The organism is Nonomuraea sp. ATR24 (assembly GCF_041950485.1).
Classification (GTDB): domain Bacteria; phylum Actinomycetota; class Actinomycetes; order Streptosporangiales; family Streptosporangiaceae; genus Nonomuraea; species Nonomuraea ceibae.
This window is the reverse complement of the sequence record NZ_JBGNUU010000020.1, coordinates 134,552-154,821: the sequence shown is the minus strand read 5'-3', so window position 1 is coordinate 154,821 and position 20,270 is coordinate 134,552. Positions and strand designations below refer to the sequence as shown.

The 20,270-nt window shown below is 69.9% G+C and carries 20 protein-coding genes, 2 tRNA genes, 1 rRNA gene and 1 riboswitch; of the genes, 10 read left to right on the top strand and 13 right to left on the bottom strand.

Going from position 1 to position 20,270, the window contains the following annotated elements; all coding sequences use genetic code 11:
* From ACBI99_RS36260 to ACBI99_RS36230, 7 genes are all read right to left on the bottom strand, one after another.
* A 16S ribosomal RNA gene (locus ACBI99_RS36260) occupies positions 1–94 on the bottom strand; the annotation flags it as partial.
* Positions 95–509: 415 nt separating this feature from the next.
* Entirely contained in the window at positions 510–3,086 is a 2,577-nt protein-coding gene (locus ACBI99_RS36255; protein WP_375074518.1) for a valine--tRNA ligase, read from the bottom strand.
* A gap of 81 nt (positions 3,087–3,167) precedes the next feature.
* The gene (clpX, locus tag ACBI99_RS36250) at positions 3,168–4,451 is read right to left on the bottom strand and encodes an ATP-dependent Clp protease ATP-binding subunit ClpX (protein WP_049576077.1); all 1,284 of its coding nucleotides are present in this window, start codon (positions 4,449–4,451) and stop codon (positions 3,168–3,170) included.
* Positions 4,452–4,634: 183 nt separating this feature from the next.
* Positions 4,635–5,258, bottom strand: coding sequence for an ATP-dependent Clp protease proteolytic subunit (locus tag ACBI99_RS36245; protein WP_219516066.1), 624 nt, complete (start codon positions 5,256–5,258; stop codon positions 4,635–4,637).
* 11 nt (positions 5,259–5,269) lie between these two features.
* The gene (locus tag ACBI99_RS36240; RefSeq protein WP_219516065.1) at positions 5,270–5,902 is read right to left on the bottom strand and encodes an ATP-dependent Clp protease proteolytic subunit; all 633 of its coding nucleotides are present in this window, start codon (positions 5,900–5,902) and stop codon (positions 5,270–5,272) included.
* A gap of 175 nt (positions 5,903–6,077) precedes the next feature.
* Positions 6,078–7,454, bottom strand: coding sequence for a trigger factor (gene tig, locus ACBI99_RS36235; RefSeq protein WP_219516063.1), 1,377 nt, complete (start codon positions 7,452–7,454; stop codon positions 6,078–6,080).
* 148 nt (positions 7,455–7,602) lie between these two features.
* Positions 7,603–8,469, bottom strand: coding sequence for a helix-turn-helix transcriptional regulator (locus ACBI99_RS36230; protein ID WP_219516053.1), 867 nt, complete (start codon positions 8,467–8,469; stop codon positions 7,603–7,605).
* A 232-nt stretch (positions 8,470–8,701) separates the two neighbouring features.
* Between ACBI99_RS36230 and ACBI99_RS36225 the strand changes: the two genes are divergently transcribed.
* Positions 8,702–9,181, top strand: coding sequence for an ATP-binding protein (locus tag ACBI99_RS36225; protein ID WP_219516045.1), 480 nt, complete (start codon positions 8,702–8,704; stop codon positions 9,179–9,181).
* 3 nt (positions 9,182–9,184) lie between these two features.
* On the opposite strand, the gene ACBI99_RS36220 is transcribed toward ACBI99_RS36225, so the two are convergent.
* Positions 9,185–9,682 (bottom strand): hypothetical protein, encoded by a 498-nt coding sequence (locus ACBI99_RS36220; RefSeq protein WP_375074517.1) that lies wholly within the window; start codon positions 9,680–9,682, stop codon positions 9,185–9,187.
* A gap of 94 nt (positions 9,683–9,776) precedes the next feature.
* On the opposite strand from ACBI99_RS36220, the gene ACBI99_RS36215 reads away from it, so the two are divergent.
* The gene (locus tag ACBI99_RS36215) at positions 9,777–10,007 is read left to right on the top strand and encodes a cold-shock protein (protein ID WP_375074516.1); all 231 of its coding nucleotides are present in this window, start codon (positions 9,777–9,779) and stop codon (positions 10,005–10,007) included.
* A 111-nt stretch (positions 10,008–10,118) separates the two neighbouring features.
* Here ACBI99_RS36215 and ACBI99_RS36210 read toward each other — a convergent pair.
* A tRNA-Pro gene (locus ACBI99_RS36210) sits at positions 10,119–10,192 on the bottom strand.
* A 90-nt stretch (positions 10,193–10,282) separates the two neighbouring features.
* On the opposite strand from ACBI99_RS36210, the gene ACBI99_RS36205 reads away from it, so the two are divergent.
* Positions 10,283–10,356 (top strand) — tRNA-Gly (locus ACBI99_RS36205).
* A gap of 32 nt (positions 10,357–10,388) precedes the next feature.
* Here ACBI99_RS36205 and ACBI99_RS36200 read toward each other — a convergent pair.
* On the bottom strand, positions 10,389–10,976 hold the full coding sequence (locus tag ACBI99_RS36200; protein WP_375074515.1) for a hypothetical protein: 588 nt from the start codon (positions 10,974–10,976) through the stop codon (positions 10,389–10,391).
* Positions 10,977–11,055: 79 nt separating this feature from the next.
* On the opposite strand from ACBI99_RS36200, the gene ACBI99_RS36195 reads away from it, so the two are divergent.
* Together ACBI99_RS36195 and ACBI99_RS36190 are read left to right on the top strand one after the other, a co-directional pair.
* The gene (locus tag ACBI99_RS36195) at positions 11,056–11,721 is read left to right on the top strand and encodes a uridine kinase (protein WP_357590197.1); all 666 of its coding nucleotides are present in this window, start codon (positions 11,056–11,058) and stop codon (positions 11,719–11,721) included.
* The gene (locus ACBI99_RS36190; protein WP_357590195.1) at positions 11,718–13,028 is read left to right on the top strand and encodes a TrpB-like pyridoxal phosphate-dependent enzyme; all 1,311 of its coding nucleotides are present in this window, start codon (positions 11,718–11,720) and stop codon (positions 13,026–13,028) included. The genes ACBI99_RS36195 and ACBI99_RS36190 overlap by 4 nt, the downstream gene beginning before the upstream one ends.
* A 1-nt stretch (position 13,029) precedes the next feature.
* Here ACBI99_RS36190 and ACBI99_RS36185 read toward each other — a convergent pair whose 3' ends face one another.
* Positions 13,030–13,107: a 50S ribosomal protein bL37 gene (locus ACBI99_RS36185; protein ID WP_371825749.1), complete on the bottom strand. Its 78-nt coding sequence runs from the start codon at positions 13,105–13,107 to the stop codon at positions 13,030–13,032.
* A 134-nt stretch (positions 13,108–13,241) separates the two neighbouring features.
* Between ACBI99_RS36185 and ACBI99_RS36180 the strand changes: the two genes are divergently transcribed.
* The 5 genes from ACBI99_RS36180 to ACBI99_RS36160 all read left to right on the top strand — a co-directional run bounded on the left by ACBI99_RS36180 (position 13,242) and on the right by ACBI99_RS36160 (position 18,606).
* A complete protein-coding gene (locus ACBI99_RS36180) occupies positions 13,242–14,021 on the top strand; it encodes a DeoR/GlpR family DNA-binding transcription regulator (protein WP_357590193.1) in 780 nt (259 codons plus the stop codon).
* Positions 14,018–15,100 (top strand): galactose-1-phosphate uridylyltransferase, encoded by a 1,083-nt coding sequence (galT, locus tag ACBI99_RS36175; protein ID WP_375074514.1) that lies wholly within the window; start codon positions 14,018–14,020, stop codon positions 15,098–15,100. The genes ACBI99_RS36180 and galT overlap by 4 nt, the downstream gene beginning before the upstream one ends.
* A 65-nt stretch (positions 15,101–15,165) precedes the next feature.
* Positions 15,166–15,307: riboswitch (cyclic di-AMP (ydaO/yuaA leader) on the top strand.
* 7 nt (positions 15,308–15,314) lie between these two features.
* Positions 15,315–16,274 (top strand): hypothetical protein, encoded by a 960-nt coding sequence (locus tag ACBI99_RS36170; protein WP_219515998.1) that lies wholly within the window; start codon positions 15,315–15,317, stop codon positions 16,272–16,274.
* Between the two features lie 55 nt (positions 16,275–16,329).
* On the top strand, positions 16,330–16,860 hold the full coding sequence (locus ACBI99_RS36165) for a TetR/AcrR family transcriptional regulator (protein WP_219515997.1): 531 nt from the start codon (positions 16,330–16,332) through the stop codon (positions 16,858–16,860).
* A gap of 81 nt (positions 16,861–16,941) precedes the next feature.
* On the top strand, positions 16,942–18,606 hold the full coding sequence (locus tag ACBI99_RS36160) for an alpha/beta fold hydrolase (RefSeq protein WP_375074513.1): 1,665 nt from the start codon (positions 16,942–16,944) through the stop codon (positions 18,604–18,606).
* Here ACBI99_RS36160 and ACBI99_RS36155 read toward each other — a convergent pair.
* Positions 18,578–18,943 (bottom strand): MmcQ/YjbR family DNA-binding protein, encoded by a 366-nt coding sequence (locus ACBI99_RS36155; protein ID WP_357590185.1) that lies wholly within the window; start codon positions 18,941–18,943, stop codon positions 18,578–18,580. The genes ACBI99_RS36160 and ACBI99_RS36155 overlap by 29 nt on opposite strands.
* Positions 18,940–20,244, bottom strand: coding sequence for an RIP metalloprotease (locus ACBI99_RS36150; RefSeq protein WP_219515970.1), 1,305 nt, complete (start codon positions 20,242–20,244; stop codon positions 18,940–18,942). Before ACBI99_RS36150 ends, ACBI99_RS36155 begins: the two co-directional genes overlap by 4 nt.
* Positions 20,245–20,270: the final 26 nt, after the last annotated feature.

The following is a 20,270-nucleotide window of genomic DNA, read 5'->3' as shown; positions in this document are numbered from 1 at the left end:
CGCTCGAGTACCCCGAAGGGCCTTTCCGCTCGACTTGCATGTGTTAAGCACGCCGCCAGCGTTCGTCCTGAGCCAGGATCAAACTCTCCAAAAAAGGTTTGATACCAGGCAACATATCCGTCAAATACTTGACGAGGTGTTGCATGAAAAACTTCATGCACTGGCTTTTGACACACTGTTGAGTTCTCAAGAAACGGACGCGTACTTCCTTGACCGAGACCGTGGGTCTCAGCGCCGGAGGCGCTCGTTTCAGCTCCGCTAGCTTATCAGATCCGGACGATCCTTGTCAAACCGCCCGATCCGGTAGCTTCCGGACGCCCCTTCCGAGGCAACCCTCGTAACTTACCCGAACTTTCGCGCCGTGTCCAATCACGCTCTGACACGGCCGGTTGCCCGGAGATCCGTTGCAAGGGGTTTGGGGGCTGAACCGCCCCGCGTGGAAAACTGTAGCAGCCTCTGGACCGTGGAAGGTCCATTCTCGGTAACGAATGAACCTTCCCCTCGTCCGGCTAGCTCAAACCCAGCGCGGCGAGCTGGGACTCGAGGCGCTCGATGTCGGCGGCGGCCTGGTCGGCCCGCCCCCGCACCTTGGCCACCACGTCGGCCGGCGCCTTGGCCATGAACTGCTCGTTGCCGAGCTTGCCGGCGACCTGGGCGGCCTCCTTGCGCGCGGCGGCCAGGTCCTTCTCCAGTCGCTTGCGCTCGGCGACCACGTCGATCGCGCCCGCCGTGTCGATCTCGACGCCCACCCCGCCCACGGCGAACCTGGCCGTCGGGTTGAAGGTCTCCGACGGCTCGGTGAGCCGAAGCAGCGAACGGGCGGCCGACTCCTGCCCCTCGAGCGGGGTGCCGGCCAGCGCCAGCCGCGCGGCCACCTTCTGGCCGGGCTTGAGGCCCTGGTCGGAGCGGAACCGGCGCACCTCGGTCACCAGCTCCTGCAGCGCGACGATCTCCGCCTCCGCCTCGGGATCGGCGTAGCGCTGATCGGCCTGCGGCCAGGAGGACACCACGACGGACTCCCCGCCGGTGACCGCCCGCCACAGCTCCTCGGTGACGAACGGGACGAGCGGGTGCATGAGCCGCAGCAGCGCGTCGAGCACGTGCCCGAGCACCAGCCGGGTGTGCTCCAGCCCCTCGCCGAGCTGGATCTTGGCCAGCTCCAGGTACCAGTCGCAGACCTCGTCCCAGGCGAAGTGGTAGAGCAGGTCGGATGCCTTGGCGAACTCGAACTCCTCGAACGCCTCGTCAGCCGCCTTGATCACACTCTGCAGCCGCGACAGGATCCACCGGTCGGCCGCCGTCAGCGTGAGCCCTTCGAGGGGGCCGACGGTGGCGCCGTTCATCAGCGCGAACCGGGTGGCGTTCCAGATCTTGTTGCAGAAGTTGCGCGAGCCCGCCGCCCACTCCTCGCTGACCGCCACGTCCGCGCCGGGGTTGGCCCCGCGCAGCAGCGTGAAGCGGGTGGCGTCGGCGCCGAAGCGCTCCACCCAGTCGAGCGGGTCGACGACGTTGCCGAACGACTTCGACATCTTCTTGCCGTACTGGTCGCGGACCATGCCGTGCAGGGCCACCACGCGGAACGGCGGCTCGCCGTCCATCGCGTACAGGCCGAACATCATCATCCGCGCGACCCAGAAGAACAGGATGTCGTAGCCGGTGACGAGCACCGAGGTCGGGTAGAAGCGGGCCAGCTCGGGCGTGGCGTCGGGCCAGCCGAGCGTCGAGAACGGCCACAGGCCGGAGGAGAACCAGGTGTCGAGCACGTCCGGGTCCTGGACGTAGCCCTCCGGCGGGGTCTCGTCGGGGCCCACGCAGACGACCTCGCCGCCCGGGCCGTACCAGACCGGGATGCGGTGACCCCACCACAGCTGCCGGGAGATGCACCAGTCGTGCATGTCGTCGACCCAGTCGAAGTAGCGCTTGGCCAGCTCCGGCGGGTGGATGCGGGTGCGCCCGTCGCGCACCGCGTCGCCGGCCTCCTTGGCGAGCGGCGCCACGTTGACGAACCACTGCAGCGACAGCCGCGGCTCGACCACGGTCTTGCAGCGCGAGCAGTGGCCGACGGAGTGGACGTACGGGCGCTTCTCGGCGACGATGCGCCCCTCGGCGCGCAGGGCCGCGACGACGGCGGGCCGTGCCTCGAACCGGTCGAGCCCCTCGAACGGGCCGTGCGCGGTGATGACGCCGCGCTCGTCCATGACGGTCAGCGACGGCAGCGAGTGGCGGCGGCCGATCTCGAAGTCGTTGGGGTCGTGCGCGGGCGTCACCTTGACGGCGCCGGTGCCGAAGGCCGGGTCGACGTGCTCGTCGGCGACCACCGGGATCATGCGGCCGGTCAGCGGCACCTCGACCAGGGTGCCGACCAGGTGCGCGTAGCGTTCGTCGGACGGGTGGACGGCCACGGCGGTGTCGCCGAGCATGGTCTCGGCCCGGGTGGTGGCGACCACGATCTCGTCGGAGTAGCGGATCGAGACGAGCTCGCCCTCGTCCTCGCTGTGCTCCACCTCGATGTCGGACAGCGCGGTCAGGCAGCGCGGGCACCAGTTGATGATGCGCTCGGCGCGGTAGATCAGCCCGTCGTCGAAGAGCTTCTTGAAGATGGTCTGGACGGCCCGGGACAGGCCCTCGTCCATGGTGAAGCGCTCGCGCGACCAGTCGACGCCGTCGCCGAGCTTGCGCATCTGGCCGAGGATCTGGCCGCCGGACTCCTCCTTCCACTCCCAGACCCGCTGGACGAACGCCTCGCGGCCCAGGTCGTGGCGGGACAGGCCCTCGGCGGCGAGCTTGCGCTCGACGACGTTCTGCGTGGCGATGCCGGCGTGGTCCATGCCGGGCAGCCACAGCGTCTCGTGCCCGCGCATGCGGGCGCGGCGGCTCAGGGCGTCCTGGATGGAGTGGTCGAGCGCGTGACCGATGTGCAGCACGCCGGTGACGTTGGGCGGGGGCAGGACGATGCTGTACGGCTCCCGCGAGCTGCCCGGGTCGGCGTGGAAGTAGCCTTCGGACACCCATCGCTCGTAGCTTCGGGTCTCGACGTCGGCCGGGGTGTACTGGGTAGGCAGCTCTGGCGTTGTCACAGTGACCAATTCTAGGGAGACGGGAAAGGGAAACGCCCCATGGACCGGGTCCACGGGGCGTTGCCGCTGTCGCGGCGGCTCAGCGGCGGCTCAGGCCGACTTCTCGCGCGGAGTCCGCTGCTGCTTGGCGGCGAGCTGGTCGCGCGGGACGAGCGTCGGGATGGCGTGCTCCAGGACCGATTCGCGGGTGATGACCACGCGGGCCACATCCTGCCGGGACGGTACCTCGTACATGACCGACAGGAGCACCTCCTCCAGGATGGCGCGCAGGCCGCGGGCGCCGGTGCCGCGCAGGATCGCCTGGTCGGCGATGGCCTCGAGCGCGTCGTCGGTGAACTCCAGCTCGACCCCGTCGAGCTCGAAGAGCTTGCGGTATTGCTTGACGAGGGCGTTGCGCGGCTCGGTGAGGATCTGGATGAGCGCCTCGCGGTCGAGGTTGTGCACCGAGGTGATGACCGGCAGGCGGCCGACGAACTCGGGGATCATGCCGAACTTCAGCAGGTCCTCGGGCATCACGTCGGCGAAGATGTCGACCGAGTCGATCTCTTCCTTGGAGCGGATGACGGCGTTGAAGCCAATGCCCTTCTTGCCGATGCGCGACTCGATGATCTTCTCGAGGCCGGCGAAGGCGCCACCGCAGATGAACAGCACGTTGGTGGTGTCGATCTGGATGAACTCCTGGTGCGGGTGCTTGCGGCCGCCCTGCGGGGGCACCGAGGCGGTGGTGCCTTCGAGGATCTTCAGCAGGGCCTGCTGCACGCCTTCACCGGAGACGTCGCGGGTGATCGACGGGTTCTCGCTCTTGCGGGCGATCTTGTCGACCTCGTCGATGTAGATGATGCCCGTCTCGGCCTTCTTGACGTCGTAGTCAGCGGCCTGGATGAGCTTGAGCAGGATGTTCTCGACGTCCTCGCCCACGTAACCGGCCTCGGTGAGGGCGGTGGCGTCGGCGATGGCGAAGGGCACGTTGAGCATCTTCGCCAGCGTCTGGGCGAGCAGCGTCTTGCCCGAGCCCGTGGGGCCCAGCAGCAGGATGTTGCTCTTGGACAGCTCCAGGCCGTCGTCTCTGCCCCGGTCGCCGGACTGCACCCGCTTGTAGTGGTTGTAGACCGCCACCGAGAGCGCCTTCTTCGCCTTGTCCTGACCGATGACGTAGGCGTCGAGGAACTCGAAGATCTCCCTCGGCTTGGGCAGGTTGTCCCACTTGAGCTCGGAGGACTCGGAGAGCTCCTCCTCGATGATCTCGTTGCAGAGATCGATGCACTCATCGCAGATGTAGACGCCTGGACCGGCAATGAGCTTTTTGACTTGCTTCTGGCTCTTTCCACAGAACGAGCACTTCAGCAGGTCTCCCCCGTCGCCGATGCGTGCCACCCCAGATACTCCTTTGCGTGGGACCGCCCTGCTCATCGAGCAGTGTCGCCGGACATCCTCCGGACTAGGCCGAACCGCTCAGGTTTCGACGTTACCGTCTTCTGGGCCCTCAGTGAGCCCCCTAGCGGCGAGTCGCACCGGAACGTGCCCTATTGGGCACCGCTCCGGTGCGGGTCGTCTCGTCTAGGAAGCCACAGCCTGAGCTCGCTTCTTCCTGGACGGGATGATGTCGTCGATCAGACCATACGCCTTTGCCTCATCCGCGTTGAGAATTTTGTCGCGTTCGATGTCCTTGCGGACTTCGGCAGAGGTCTTTCCCGAGTGCTTCGCCACGATGTCCTCAAGGAGGGTCCGCATGCGAAGGATCTCGCGGGCCTGGATCTCGATGTCGCTGCCCTGGCCGCCGCCCTCGGTGGACGGCTGGTGGATCAGCACCCGGGCGTTGGGCAGCGCGAAGCGCTTGCCCGGGGTGCCGCCGGCCAGCAGCACGGCCGCCGCGGAGGCGGCCTGGCCGAGGCAGACGGTCTGGATCTCCGGCCGGACGAACTGCATCGTGTCGTAGATCGCCGTCATGGCGGTGAAGGAGCCGCCCGGCGAGTTGATGTAGATGCTGATGTCACGGTCGGGGTCGAGGGACTCCAGCGTCAGCAGCTGCGACATGACGTCGTTGGCCGACGCGTCGTCGATCTGCACGCCGAGGAAGATGATGCGGTCCTCGAACAGCTTGGTGTACGGGTCCATGGTCTTGGTCCCGTAGGACGTGCGCTCGGTGAACTGCGGGAGCACGTAGCGGCTTTCGATGTTCACAGTAGATACCCCTAGGAAACCGGGCCCTGCGAGGGCACCTGCCGAGCACTGCGCACGACATGGTCGATGAAGCCGTAGTCCTTGGCCTCGTCGGCCGTGAACCAGCGGTCGCGGTCGGAGTCGGCCTCGATCTGCTCCAGCGGCTGGCCGGTGTGGAAGGCGATCCGCTCGGCCAGCGTCTTCTTCACGTAGAGCATCTGCTCGGCCTGGATGGCGATGTCGGCCGCGGTGCCGCCGATGCCGCCCGAGGGCTGGTGCATCATGACGCGGGCGTGCGGCAGCGCGTAGCGCTTGCCCGGCGCCCCCGCCGAGAGCAGGAACTGCCCCATCGAGGCCGCCATGCCCATCACCACGGTGGAGACGTCGTTGGGCACGTACTCCATCATGTCGTAAATCGCCATGCCGGCACTCACGGAGCCGCCGGGCGAGTTGATGTAAAGACTGATGTCGCGATCCGGGTCGTCGGCGGCCAGCAGGAGCAGCTCGGCGCAGATCCGGTTGGCGATCTCGTCGTTGACCTCCTGGCCGAGCACGATGATGCGCTCGCGCAGCAGGCGCTGGTAAAGCTGGTCCTCAAGCCGGAAGGACGTGCCGTTCTCACGGCCTCGCGACTCAGGCTGATAGAAGGTCGGCGGGCTGGTCACAGCGTCACCTTCCGATGCGTCGTAATCGATGGGCTTTGCTTGTGACCCTAACGCGCGCCGCCCCCCGGTCATGCCCGGTCCACGTACTGTTCGCTGACGGCGCAGGTCGGGTCTCCGGCACGCGCGAAGCCCCCAGGCCAGGGGCGTGGGGGCTTCGCGCGCGCTGGGGCGGGGATCAGGCCTCGGCCTTCTCCTCGGACTCGTCCTCTTCCTCGACGACCTCTTCACCGTTGATCTCGGTGTAGATGGCCTTGAGGTCGACCTCGTTGCCCTCGGTGTCGACGACCTTGGCGGCGTCACCGATGACGGACTTGGCCTTGTCACGGACGATCTCGACCATGGCCAGCGTGAGCTGGTCGTTGTCGGCCAGGTGCTGGGCCAGCTGGTTGGGCTGGACGCCCATCTCCATGGCGCGGCGCACCACGAAGTTGGTCAGCTCCTGCTCGGTCACGCCGAGCTCCTCGGCCTTGACGATCTTGTCGAGCACGAAGCCGACCTTGATCGCCTTGGCGGAGCTGGTCTCGAACTCGGCGAAGCGCTCCTCCTCCGTCGTCTGGTAGAGACGGAAGAAGGCGTCACGGCTCAGACCGCTCTCGGCGATCTGATGGTCGAGGTTGTGCTTGCGGGCGTCGATCTCGGCCTTGAGCGCGCTGTCGGGGATCGGGATGTCGATCTTCTCGAGCAGCGTGTCGAGGGCCTTCTCGCGGGTCTGGACGACCTGCTCGATGAGCTTGTTGCGGCGGGCCTGCTCGCGGATGCTCGCCTTGAGCTCGTCGAGCGTGTCGAACTCGCTGGCCAGCTGGGCGAACTCGTCGTCGAGCTCGGGCAGGACCTTCTCCTTGACCGACTTGACGTTGATGATCACGTCAGCCTCCTCGCCGGCGTTGGCGCCGCCGACGAGCTCGGTCCTGAAGGTCTTCTCCTCGCCCGCGGACATGCCCTCGAGGGCGGCGTCGAGGCCCTGGAGCACCGAGCCGGCGCCGACCTCGTACGAGACCTCGCTGGCCTGCTGCTCCTCGATGTTCTGGCCGTCGATCTCGGCACGCAGGTCCATGACGACGAAGTCGCCGGTGGCAGCGGGCCGCTCGACGCCGGTCAGCGTGGCGAAACGCTGGCGCAGCGAGTCGAGCTGGGCGTCGATGTCGGCGTCGGAGACCTCGGCGGCGTCGACGGTGACCTCGGCGCCCTTGTAGTCGGGGACGTCGAAGTTGGGCCGGATGTCGACCTCGGCGGTGAACTCGATCTGCTCACCGTCCTCGATCTTCGTGACCTCGATGTCGGGCTGGCTGACCGGGAACACGTCTACCTCGTCCACGGCCTGGCCGTAGAGCTTGGGCACCGCGTCGTTGAGGGTCTCCTCCAGCACTACCGCCCGGCCGAAGCGCTGCTCGATGATGCGGGCCGGGACCTTGCCAGGACGGAACCCGGGGACGCGCACCTGCTGCGCGACCTTCTTGTACGCCGCATCCATGCTCGGGCGCAGCTCGTCGAACGGCACCTCGACAGTGAGCTTCACCCGGGTCGGGCTGAGCTCCTCGACAGCGGTCTTCACGGGGTGGTCTCCTTGATCAAGCTTCTGGTGATCGCGGGCGCGTCCATTCGGTACGGCTCGCGCGCCGCGCCCACGTATTGGCGCTGGGCATGCTCCGCCACGGCGGATCCAAACGCCGTCCGTCAGTCTAGGGCAGAGCAGGTAGCTCTCAGAACTCTTCGGCGATGACGCGCAGCAGCTCGATGGTCTCGTCAGGGGTCGTGCTGACGGCGCACAACCTCTCCATGACCTCGGTGTAGCGGTCCACGTCCTCGCGCTTGTCCAGGTAGAGGGCGCTGGCGAGCTGCTCGACGTAGATCACGTCGGGCAGGTCGCTGTCGGGGAAGCGCAGGATGCTGAACGCGCCGCCCTCCGCGCTGTGGCCGCCGAAGCTGAACGGCATGATCTGGATGGTGATGTTCGGCTGGCGCATGAGGTCGATGAGGTGCTGCAGCTGCGCCTTCATGACCTCGGCGCCGCCGATGGGCCGGCGCAGCGCCGCCTCGTCGATCACCGCCCAGAAGACCGGGCCGTCGGGCCTGTCGATCACGCGCTGGCGTTCGAGCCGCAGGTCGACCCGCCGCGCGATCTCCTCCGCGCCGACCCCGGCGGATCCCGCCGTGACGACCGCGCGCGCGTACTCCTTGGTCTGCAGCAGTCCCGGCACGAACTGGACCTCGTACGTCCTGATCCGGGCGGCGGCCTCCTCGAGGCCGACGTACGCCTGGAACCAGGTGGGGAGGATGTCGTTGAAGCGGTGCCACCAGCCGGGTTCGTTGGCGGTCGCGACCAGGTCCAGCACGGCTGCGCGGGCCCCGTCGTCGACCACTCCGTACAGGGTGAGCAGGTCGGCCACGTCACGCTCCTTGAACCCGACCCGGCCCAGCTCCATACGGCTGATCTTGGACTCGGACCCCCGGATGAGGTGGCCCGCCTCCTCGCGCGTGACGCCCCTGCTTTCCCTGAGCCTGCGCAGCTGGGAACCCAGGAGGATGCGCAGCGCCGTAGGCCCGGAACCCGGCTGGTTCTGCGTCACTTTGCCTCCTATCAAGGTCCGCACACACAGTGACATCTGTTTGCCGGGTATGACAAGGTCTCAACCTGGTGTCCGATTCGGATACGTATGCGGAAATCGCTCATGCTGCTGCACATTGCACATGCACGTGCATTTGGGTCTTGCAGCGACACGGGATCGTGACCCATGATGGCCTAGTGCATATTGGGCCAAACATGCACTAAACCGAAGGCGACTGGGAGGTATCGGCGGGATGGTGGAGGATCCTCTGGCCACTGCCGACTGCCTGCAGATCACCCGTGAGGTGGGCTTCGACCAGCTCCTCACCTCGGGCAAGCCGTACACCACCGCGTGCCCGCTGCCCTTCCAGGCCGACTCGGTCAAGACCGCCAGGGACGTCACCCGCACCACGCTGAGCGGCTGGGGCCTGTCCGAGCTGAGCGACGACGCGGCGCTCGTGGTCTCCGAGCTGGTGACGAACGCGGTCCGTTACGCCATGTACGCCCGGGGCGGGCGCGAGATCACGCTGCTGCTCATGCGCGTGGCGCCGCACGTCCTGCTGGCCGTGGCCGACCCGAGCGACGACGTGCCCACGCCCAAGGAGCCCGACTTCATCTCCGAGAACGGGCGCGGCCTCTACATCGTCGAGACGTACAGCCAGTGCTGGGGCTGGGACCCGCTGGCGCGCGGCGGCAAGGCCGTGTGGGCCCTGTTCCGCACCGACGAGTCCTGACCTTCAGCGCGTCCGCCGCTGGTAGGCCAGCGTGACGGCGGCCAGCAGCGGCGCCCACGTGACCAGCGGCAGATAGACGAACCCCACCAGCAGGTGCCCGGTGGCCGTCATGTCGCCGTGCGGCACCGCCCACCAGAACAGGAACGGCGTCCACAGCACCGCCAGCACCGCGACGCCCGTCCACGCCGCCGCGAGCACCGCACGGCGCGGGATCACCCTGCCTCCCGCATACGGGACCCAGCGCGGCACCACCTCGCCCCACGGCCGCACCAGGCCGAGCGTCAGCAGCCCCGCCCCCTCGGTCAGCACGCTCAGCGCCACCAGGTACGCCGGCCCTGCCGCTCCCGTCCCCAGCAACGCGCGCAGGCCCTCCTCCGTGTAGCCGAGCGGGAAGCCGAGCACCAGGCCGATCCGCCACAGCCCGGACGGGAGCGCCACGAGGGCGGCGGCGTGCGCGGCCACCACCGGCCAGCGGGGGACGACGACGGGGTTCGTACGCATGGGTCCATCGTCGTGATCACGCGCTGGCGCCGCCTCCCGCCCGCGGGCCACCGCGCTCCCCCGCCCGGGGGACGCCCGTGCCAGGATGGGCGGCATGTCCGACAGCACGGTTCACGGCACGGTCAAGGTCTGGCACGCCGAGGAAGGGTGGGGCGTCCTCTCCTCGCCGTCCCTTCCGGACGGGCACGACGCCTGGGCGCACTTCAGCGACATCATCGCCGACGGGTACCGGAGCCTGCGGGCGGGCGAACGCGTCACGTTCGACATCGTCCGGCGCGAGCAGGACGGCTTCCAGTACGTCGCCGAAAACGTACGGAGCCTCTGACCGCCGCCGCCCGGTCCGGCGTCCTGGAACTCGACCCGCGACCTCCCAAAAGCCACCCACTCAGTCACGCAGAAGGCCCCACCCGGGATCGGGTGGGGCCTTTGAGCTGGGTCGGGGCGACAGGATTTGAACCTGCGACTTCTTGCTCCCAAAGCAAGCGCGCTGCCAAGCTGCGCCACGCCCCGTCGGCGCCGGGTACGCACACGCTCCGGGACTCCGGTACGCTTACGCCCTGACGACCGGATGAAGTCTAGACCAGAGTTCGACCGGTTCGCGCGGACGTAGCTCAATGGTAGAGCCCTAGTCTTCCAAACTAGCTACGCGGGTTCGATTCCCGTCGTCCGCTCCACAGCCGTAAGGCCAGCTCGGCCCCCTGCCGTGTCAGGCGGGGGTGCACAGTCTGTTGAGTTCCGCGATGTCGGTCCGGATGTCTGTGAGCACCTCGTTCGGGTCGTCCATGACCATGCCGGTCAGGCGGAAGTTCAGTTCCTGGAACTCTCTGGCCAGCCTGGTGACCTTCTGCCCGACCGCTCCCTGGGCGTTCAGGGCCACGCCCATCAGCTCCGAGTACGCCTGCTGGGCCGCGCCTGCATGGCTGCTGCGGGTGTCGCCGGCGTTCCGGCTGTAGGCGTTGAGTGCGGCCGTCGCCTCGGCGCAGCCGATGGGGGGAACCGGGGGCAGCACCACGGACGTGACGGGGTCAGCACGGGTGGTTTCCGGGTCGGGGGGCGGCGGGTCCGAAGGCGGGCGGCTGGTCTCCCGGTCGGGCGACGGGGAGTACTGGGACTCGGACGGGGACGGGGACGGAGTCTTTGTCCCGGTGGATTGCCCGGGCGGGGCCAGGTACGCGATCAGCGCGACCACGGCAGCCACCGAGGTGGCGAGGGCGCTCACGGTCGCCGGCCAGTTCAGCTGACGGCCCTTGTCCCCGTCCGTCGCGGGCCGCTGCGCCGATCCGTTCTGCGTCATGGCCTCATCGTGGCCGAGTGATCGGGCCGGGTCCAGGAACGCGGGAGCACGCGCATCGGAGCCCGTAGGCTCGGACGTGATGCGTGCACGACCGATCTCGATGGAGGCGCTCGTCGAGGAGCTGGCCGAGGCGATCGCGGCGGGGCCGGGCGACGGCTGGGCGCGGGTGGTCGTCGACGGGGCTCCGGCGGCGGCGCCCGGGGAGCTGGCCGACCGGCTGGCGGCGCCGCTGCGGGTGCGCGGGCGGCAGGTGCTGCGGGTGTCGGCGGGTGACTTCCTGCGCCCGGCGTCGCTGCGGCTGGAGCACGGGCGGACCGATCCTGACGTGTTCTACGACGACTGGCTCGACGTGAAGGGGCTGCTGCGGGAGGTGCTGGAGCCGTTGGGCCCGGGCGGCTCGGGGCGGGTGCTGCCCGCGCTGTGGGACAGCCGCATCGACCGGGCCTTCCGGCTGCCGTACGAGACGCTGGCGCCGGGCGGGGTGCTGCTGCTGGACGGGACGCTGCTGCTGGGGCGGGGGCTGCCGGTCGAGCTGAGCGTGCACCTGTGGCTGTCGGCGGGTGCGCTGGAACGGCGCACGCCCGAGTCCGAACGGTGGCGGTTGCCGGCATATGACCGCTACGAGCGGGACGTGCGGCCCGCCGAGACGGCGGACGTGCTCGTACGGGCCGATCATCCGGGGCGGCTGGCCATGCGGGAAGGCGACTGGAACGGCGGCGCGCGGCGGCGCAGACTGGGTGGATGATCCCCAGCCACTGGTACAACATCGTTCCCGACCTGCCCGCTCCGCCTCCTCCGCCGCTGCATCCGGCCACCCGGGAGCCGGTGGGGCCGGACGATCTGGCGCCGCTGTTCCCGATGGAGCTGATCGGGCAGGAGGTGAGCCAGGAGCGGTTCGTGCCGGTGCCGCAGGAGGTGCTCGACGTCTACCGGCTGTGGCGGCCGACGCCGCTGGTGCGGGCGCGCCGGCTGGAGCGGGCGCTGGGCACCCCGGCCAGGATCTACTACAAGTACGAGGGTGTCTCGCCCGCCGGGTCGCACAAGCCCAACACGGCGGTCCCGCAGGCGTACTACAACGCGCGTGAGGGCGTGCGCCGGCTCACCACCGAGACCGGCGCGGGGCAGTGGGGCAGCGCGCTGGCGTTCGCGTGCGCCCAGTTCGGGGTGGAGTGCGAGGTCTGGATGGTACGGGCCTCCTACGACCAGAAGCCCTACCGGCGCTCCCTCATGGGGGTGTACGGCGCGACGGTGCACGCGAGCCCGTCACCGGTGACGATGTCCGGCAGCAAGGTGCTGGCCGGCCACCCGGACTCGCCGGGGAGCCTGGGCATCGCGATCAGCGAGGCGGTCGAGGCGGCGGCCGGGGCGGCCGACACCCGGTACGCGCTCGGGTCGGTGCTCAACCACGTGCTGATGCACCAGACGGTGATCGGAGAGGAGGCGCTGGCGCAGCTCGACGAGCGGCCCGACCTGGTCATCGGCTGCACCGGCGGCGGGTCGAACTTCGCCGGGCTGGCCTTCCCGTTCCTGCGCGGCAAGCTCGCCGGGGAGGGCGGGCCGGTGCTGCGGGCCGTCGAGCCGGCCGCCTGCCCGTCGTTCACGCGCGGCCGTTACGCCTACGACTTCGGCGACACGGCCGGGCTGACGCCGCTGCTCAAGATGCACACGCTCGGCCACGGGTTCGTGCCCGACCCGATCCACGCCGGCGGGCTGCGCTATCACGGCATGTCGCCGCTGCTGTCGCACCTGTACGAGCTCGGGCTGTTCGAGGCGGTGACCCGGTCGCAGACCGAGTGCTTCGAGGCCGGGGTGACGTTCGCCAGGACGGAGGGCATCGTGCCCGCGCCGGAGCCGACGCACGCGCTGGCCGAGACCATCGCCGAGGCGCGGCGGTGCGCGGAGAGCGGCGAGGCGAAGGTCATCCTGACGGCGCTGTGCGGGCACGGGCACTTCGACCTCGCCGCCTACGACCGCTACCTGTCGGGCGAGATGACGGACTTCACGCTGCCGCAGGAGCGGATCGACGAGGCGCTGAGCGAGCTGCCCGGGTGAGTCAGCGCGCCGTGGGGCGCTTGCCGTGGTTGGCCTTCTTCTTCTTGCGTGCCTTGCCCTTGCGTGCGCGCTTGGCCATGTCGCATCCCTCCTGGTGATGGGGCTCTCTCAATGTCTCCCGCATCGGGGCGCTGGACAAGCGTCCCGGTGACCTAACATTCCCCAACATATTCGTGTCATAATTTGGTGGAATCTGTTGGAAGGAGCGGGGGCGTGCTCGCACAGCAGCGTCAGCAGGCGATTCTCGAACGCGTCCGCAGCGCAGGCGGGGTCCGGGTGGCCGATCTCGTGCGCGAGCTCGGCGTCTCCGACATGACGATCCGCCGCGACCTGGAGGTGCTCGCCGAGCGCGGGCTGCTGGAGAAGGTCCACGGCGGCGCCACGACGCTCGGCCCCGGCTCGACCGAGGAGCCGGGTTTCACCGCCAAGTCGGCCCGCCAGCAGCAGGAGAAGGAGTCCATCGCGCGGCGCGCCGCCCAGCTCGTCCGGCCCGGCACCGCGGTCGCCCTGTCGGCCGGCACCACGACGTGGGCGCTGGCCCGTCACCTGATCGGGGTGCCGGAGCTGACCGTCATCACCAACTCGATCCCCGTGGCCGAGGTCTTCCACCGCAATCCGCGCGCCGATCGCACGGTCGTGCTCACCGGCGGCGTCCGCACCCCCTCCGACGCGCTCGTCGGCCCGGTGGCCGTGGCCGCGATCCGGCGCCTGCACGTGGACACCCTGTTCCTGGGGGTGCACGGGATGAGCGTGCGGGCCGGGTTCACCACGCCCAACCTGCTGGAGTCCGAGACCGACCGGGAGCTGGTCAGCGCCGCGCACCGGCTGGTCGTGCCCGCCGACCACACCAAGTGGAACACGGTCGGCATCAGCACGATCGCGGAGCTGCGCGAGGCCGACGTGGTCATCAGCGACCCCGGGCTGCCCCAGGAGGCACGTACGGAGCTGGCCGAACGCGCCGGCGAACTGATCATCGCGGAGGGCTCGCAGTGAAGCGCACCATCACCCATCTGGCCGACGGCCGGGAGCTGATCTACTTCGACCGGCGTGACGACGCCGACCGGAGCGCGATCGACCGGCGGCCGCTCGATCCCCGGCCGGTGGCGTCGGAGCTGCGCTACGACCCGCTGACCGAGGAGTGGATCGCGGTCGCCGGGCACCGGCAGACGCGCACGTTCCTGCCTCCGGCCGACGAGTGCCCGCTGTGCCCGTCGTCCGCAGAGCGGGCGTCGGAGATCCCGGCGGACGACTACGACGTGGTGGTGTTCGAGAACCGGTTCCCGTCGTTCTCCCGCAATCTCGGCAGTTACGCGGACGTGGGCGGGCTGAGCGAGGTCCGGCCGGGGGTGGGGCGGTGCGAGGTGATGTGCTTCACCTCCGAGCACTCCTCGTCGTTCTCGCAGCTCTCCGACGACCGGGTGGAGCTGGTCATGGAGGCGTGGGCCGACCGCACGGCCGAGCTGTCCTCGATCGAGGGCGTGGAGCAGGTGTTCTGCTTCGAGAACCGGGGCGAGGAGATCGGCATCACGCTCTTCCACCCGCACGGCCAGATTTACGCCTATCCGTACGTCACGCCGCGCACCAAGCTGCAGCTCGGCGCCGCCAGGCGCTATGCGGCGCGGCGGCCGGGGCGCAACCTGTTCGCCGACGTGCTGGCGGCCGAGCGGGAGGCGGGCACCCGGGTGGTGGCCGCCAACGAGCTGTGGACGGCGTTCGTGCCCGCCGCCGCGCGGTGGCCGTTCGAGGTGCATCTTTACCCGCATCGCCGGGTGCCGGACCTGGCGGCGCTGTCGGAGGCCGAGCGGGCGGCGTTCGCCCCGCTCTACACCTCGGTGCTGCGCGCGCTGGACGGGCTGTTCGGCGTCGCGATGCCGTACATCTCGGCCTGGCACCAGGCGCCGGTCCGGCAGGACCGTGAGCTGGGCTATCTTCATCTGGAGCTGTTCAGCATCCGGCGGGCGCCGGGCAAGCTGAAGTACCTGGCGGGATCGGAGTCGGCCATGGGAGCCTTCGTCAACGACGTGCTCCCGGAAGAGGCGGCACGCATGCTTCGATCACAGGTAGATCACTAATTGATTTCCGATTGATGTCGCATTACTCGTGATCTACCACTAATATCCCTTCAAGCACGGTCATAGCACCGTGTACGCCTAATCCCGGGCGAGTTGCCCGGGAGCCGGGGACCCATCCGCACCTGGGGTGAATCCACTTCGGTGGTAGGGAAGCGACTCCCATGCCCGAACCCGTCAGCTAACCCGGCCGGCAGAGGGAGAGGAAACCCCGCACGTGGCGTCAGCGTCCCCCACGCGACTTGCCATCGGCGTCGTCACCGCGGCAGCGATGACGTTCGCCACCTGGTCAGCACCGGCCGCGGCCGAGCCCAAGCCGTCCGAGAGCCAGCTCCGCGGCGACCTGAAGCAGCTCAACAAGAAGGTCGACCAGCTCATCGAGCGCTACAACGCCAAACGCGTCGAGCTCGCCAAGGCCCGCGAGGCCGCCGAGGCGGCCAAGAAGCGGCTCGCCGCCGCCGACCAGGCGCTCGCCGCCGCCCAGCTGAAGGTGGGCGAGCTCGCCAGACTTCGTTACCAGAGCGGCACGCTGGGCCTGCCCTACTACATGGTGCCGCCCGACGGGGCCGGCGCGGCCGTGGTCGAACAGCTCACCGCCGAGCAGCAGGCCATCGTGGCCGGCGTGGCCGCCGCCCGCGACGAGCAGAAGAAGGCCGCCGACGCGGCCGCCGCCCTGGCCCGCCGGCTCAGCGCCGACACGACCGAGGTGGCCAAGCAGCGCGACGAGGCCGAGGACGTCATCGGCGACATCGAGAAGAAGCTGGAGGACCTGATCCCGTTCAGCACCGGGCGGCGCTCCGACGGCACCTGGGCCCCGCAGCTGCCGAGCGGCACCGACAACATCACCGCCCGCACCCGGGCGATGAAGGCGCAGATCGAGAAGAGCTTCAAGCTGCCGTTCAGCGTCGGCTGCTTCCGCTCGGGGTCCAGCGGCGAGCACCCGCTGGGGCGGGCCTGCGACTTCATGATGAGCGCCGGCGGCTCCATGCCCACCGCGGCCAACAACGCCCTCGGCGACCGCATCGCCGAATGGACCGTGAAGAACCGGGACAAGCTCGGGGTCAAGTACGTGATCTGGAAGCAGCGGATCAATCACGGCTCCGGCTGGAACGCCATGTCCAACCGCGGCAGCATCACCGAGAACCACTACGACCACGTCCACATCTCGATGCACTGACGTGGCCGACCGGCTCGGCGTTGACAGAATATGTAGATCGGTCTAGTTTTTCGGCATGGGCAAGAAGGGGGCCGAGACCCGGCTGCGGATCCTGGAGGCGACCCAGGAGCTGGTCGAGGCGGGCGGCTATGCCAATGCCGGGCTCAACCAGGTGATCGCCGCCAGCGGGGCGCCGCGCGGGTCGCTGTACTTCCACTTCCCCGAGGGCAAGGACCAGCTGGTCGGCGAGTCGATCCGGCGCGCCGGGGCGGCGATCGGGTCGGCCTTCGACGACCTGGCCGTGGACGAGGTGCTGCGGCTGCTGGGCGACCGGCTGGAGGAGTCGGGCTGGCGCAAGGGCTGCCCGGTGGCCACCGTGGCGCTCGAGATGGCCGCCGCCAGCGACCCGCTCCAGCAGGCGTGTTCGGAGGTCTACACGTCGTGGGAGGCCGCCCTGCGGGCGCGGCTCGCGGGGCGGCCGGACGCCGACGATCTCGCCGTCACCGTCCTGGCGCTGATCGAGGGGGCGCTGCTGCTGGCCAAGGCGCACCGCAGCCGGGAGCCGCTGGACCGCGTCGCCGCCGTGCTCGCCGGGCTGCTGCGCTGACCCCTGGGGCCGCCTCCCCGCCACGGAGGCGGCTCTTTTTATGCCCAGAAAATATGTAGACCGATCTATTAGGGAGCTCCCTTGGATGCGATCGTCTTCGGCGCGACCGGCTTCGTCGGCCGGGCACTCGTCGCCGAGCTGCTGGGCCGCGGGCAGCGGGTGGCGGCGGCCGTGCGGACCGACACCCTCACCCCGTGGCTGGCCGAGCGGGGCGTCGCCACCGGCGGGCTGAACGTCGTCACCGCCGACCTCACCCGCCCGCTCACCGGACTCCCCCAGGCACGCGACGTCTACAACGCCGCGGCGCGCTTCGCGTTCGGCCTCGGCGTCGAGGAGGCTCGCGCCGTGAACGTGACCGGGGCGCTCCACGTGCTCGAATGGGCCGCCACGCTCCCCCGCCTGCGACGGCTCGTGCACATCAGCGGCTACCGGGTGAGCGGCGTCCGCCCCGACTACGCCCGGCTGGGCGCGTACGAGGCGTCCAAGGCCGAGGCCGACCTCGCCGTTCATGCCAGGGCGCGCGAGCTGGGCGTCCCGCTGACCGTCGCCAACCCCAGCACGGTGATCGGCCCCGGCCAGCACCTCGGCCTGGCCTCCCTCGTCGGCGACCTGTGGAACGGGCGGCTCCCGGCGCTGCCCGGCGGCCCGGACGTCTTCCTGCCGGTCGTCACGATGGACTACTTCACGCGCTTCCTGGCGGAGATCCCCGCCGCCCCGGCGGGCGAGGACCACTGGGTGCTCGACGACGACACGCCGCCGCTGCCCGAGCTGATCGGCCTGGTCGCCCGGCACCTCGGCGTGCGCGCGCCGCGCCGGACGATCCCCGTCGGCCTGGTGCGGCGGCTGCCGCGGGCGCTCACCGGCGCCGATCCGGAGACGCTGTCGTTCCTGTCGTCGGACCGCTATCCGACGGCCTCGGCCCGCGCCCTCGCCGCCCGGGCCGGCCTGGAGATGCCGCCGGTGGCCGACGCCCTGCGCGCGTGGGCGGACGACCTGGTGGCGGCCCGCTTCGGCGCGGCGACGCCGTGCCTGCGCCCGTACGGGTTCCGGGACCGTACGTGGGTGATGGGGGACGCCCGCGACCCCGGGCACGTGCTGCTGCACGGGCTGCCGGTGAACGCCGACGTGTGGGCGCGGGTGGCCGCCCTGCTGCCGGAGCCGGTTCTCGCGCCCGATCTGCCCGGGCTGGGGCGGTCCGCGCCTTCTGACCGGCCGGTGGAGGCGTGGCTGGCCGCGCTGATGGGCAGCGTGCGGACGCGGCCGACGCTGGTGGCGCACTCGCTGGCCTGCGGGCCCGCGCTGCGGTTCGCGGTCGAGCATCCCGAGCGGGTGGGCGGGCTCGTGCTCGTGGCGCCGGCGTTCCTCCAGGCTCCGGCGTCGTGGGCGGCGCGTTCGGCCGTGGCCGCGCCCCTGCTGCGCCGCATGTCCGCCGCCCGGCTGGCGGCCACGCTGGGCGTGCCGGAAGGGCCGGAGGTGGCGAGCGCCGCGCTGGACCTGCGCCGCCCGGGGGTGGCGCGGCGCGTGGTCGCGGCGCTGCGGGCGGCGTCGGCCGCGCGGGACGCCACGCGGGCGCTGCTGACACGGGTGCGGGTGCCCGTCGAGATCGTGACGGGCTCGGCCGACCCGCTGACGGCCGACCCGGGGCATCCGATGACCGAGATCGCCGGAGCCGGGCACTATCCGCAGCTCACCCACCCCGACCAGGTCGCCCGGGTGCTCAGCCGGCCGGTGGCATCCGCTCGATGAGGGACTTGGGCGCGACCTGCCGGTAGGCGTCGGCGACGATCTCGCCGATCTCCGCCCAGTCGACGTCCACGTCCAGGAAGACGCCCAGCCAGCCGCGATGGCCCACGTACGGGGGCCGGAAGAAGCGGGCCGGGTCCTCGGCCACCAGCTCCTGCTGGACGCCGGGCGGGGCCGCGCACCAGAACGCGAGGCGGTCGTCGTGGTGGTGGTCGGCGAACATGACGAACGTCTTCTTGCCCCGCACGAACCAGGTGGGCTCGCCGTGGCTGAGCCGCTCGGTCGTCTCCGGCAGCGCGAGGCACAGCCGCCGGAGCTCGTCGAGCGGGCCCGCGGTCATCCGGTGAGCCTCAGCGGGTTGATCAGGTCGGCGTAGACCAGCAGCCCGGCCATGATGATCATGACGAAGGCGAGCGCGTAGGTGAGCGGCAGCACCTTGGCGATGTCCACGTACGCGGGCTCGGGGCGGCGGCGGACCCGGGCGTAGGCCCGCTTGAGGCCCTCCCACAGGCCGCCCGCGATGTGGCCGCCGTCGAGCGGCAGCAGCGGGATCAGGTTGAACATGCCGATCGCCAGGTTGAAGCCGGCCAGCAGGTTGACGAAGATGTGGAACTTCTGGATGCCGGTCAGGTCGGAGGCGAGGATCTCGCCGCCCATCCGCCCGGCGCCGACGACGCCGACCGGGCCCTCGGGGTCGCGTTCCTCGCCGGAGAAGGCGGCGTGCCACACGCCGACCATCTTCTCCGGCAGGTTGACCAGCGACTGCGCCACCCTGCCCGTGAGCTCGGCCATGTGACCGGCGACCGCGCCGATGCTCTGCTGCTGCATGACCTCGGTGGGCATGACGCCGAGGAAGCCGACGTTCTTCTCGATCACCTTGGGGTCGTCGGGCTTGGGCCGGTCCTGGGCGATGAGCGTGACGTCGAGCGTCATCGGCTTCCCGTCGCGCACGATGCCGAGCGCCACCTCGCCCGCGCCGTGGGAGCGGATCAGCCGGGTCGCGTCGGCCCACGAGCCGATCTTCTGGCCGTCGAAGGAGACGAGCTGGTCACCGACCTTGAGCTTGGCCTTCGCCGCGGGCGTCGCCTGGTCGCCGGGCCGGCACTCGGTGCGCTGCTCGCTGACCGGGATCACGCACGTGGTGGTGTCGGGCGAGACCACCGGCACCAGCGTGGGCATGCCGATGCCGACGAACAGCAGCGTGTAGAGGACGAAGGCGAGCACGAAGTTCATCGCCGGGCCGCCGGACATGATGATGACCTTCTGCCACCACTTCTTCCGGTAGAAGACCCGCTCCTCGTCGCCCGGGCGCACCTCTTCCTGGGCGGCCTCCCTGGCGGTCTCGATGAGGCTCTGGAACGGGCCCGTCGAGCTGCCGCGCAGCTTGGTCGGGTCGTCGCCGGGCCGGGGCGGCAGCATGCCGATCATGCGGATGTAGCCGCCGAGCGGCAGCCACTTGATGCCGTACTCGGTCTCGCCACGACGCCAGGACCAGGCGGTGGAGCCGAAGCCGACCATGTACTGCGTCACGCGGACGCCGAAGAGCTTGGCGGGCACGAGATGGCCGACCTCGTGCAGCGCGATGGACGCCATCAGTCCGATGAAGAAGATGACGATGCCCGCGACGAAGAGCCAATCCATGTACGCGCGCTCCAGGGAAGACGGAA

Excerpts from the sequence above, each read along its gene's own strand:
- ACBI99_RS36165 (WP_219515997.1), top strand. The coding sequence starts at position 16,330 with ATGGGCAAGAAGGGGGCCGAGACCCGGCTGCGGATCCTGGAGGCGACC.
- ACBI99_RS36185 (WP_371825749.1), bottom strand. The coding sequence starts at position 13,107 with ATGGCCAAGCGCGCACGCAAGGGCAAGGCACGCAAGAAGAAGAAGGCC.
- ACBI99_RS36200 (WP_375074515.1), bottom strand. The coding sequence starts at position 10,976 with ATGACGCAGAACGGATCGGCGCAGCGGCCCGCGACGGACGGGGACAAG.
- ACBI99_RS36155 (WP_357590185.1), bottom strand. The coding sequence starts at position 18,943 with ATGACCGCGGGCCCGCTCGACGAGCTCCGGCGGCTGTGCCTCGCGCTG.
- ACBI99_RS36225 (WP_219516045.1), top strand. The coding sequence starts at position 8,702 with ATGGTGGAGGATCCTCTGGCCACTGCCGACTGCCTGCAGATCACCCGT.
- ACBI99_RS36190 (WP_357590195.1), top strand. The coding sequence starts at position 11,718 with ATGATCCCCAGCCACTGGTACAACATCGTTCCCGACCTGCCCGCTCCG.
- ACBI99_RS36215 (WP_375074516.1), top strand. The coding sequence starts at position 9,777 with ATGTCCGACAGCACGGTTCACGGCACGGTCAAGGTCTGGCACGCCGAG.
- ACBI99_RS36150 (WP_219515970.1), bottom strand. The coding sequence starts at position 20,244 with ATGGATTGGCTCTTCGTCGCGGGCATCGTCATCTTCTTCATCGGACTG.
- ACBI99_RS36195 (WP_357590197.1), top strand. The coding sequence starts at position 11,056 with ATGCGTGCACGACCGATCTCGATGGAGGCGCTCGTCGAGGAGCTGGCC.
- ACBI99_RS36220 (WP_375074517.1), bottom strand. The coding sequence starts at position 9,682 with ATGCGTACGAACCCCGTCGTCGTCCCCCGCTGGCCGGTGGTGGCCGCG.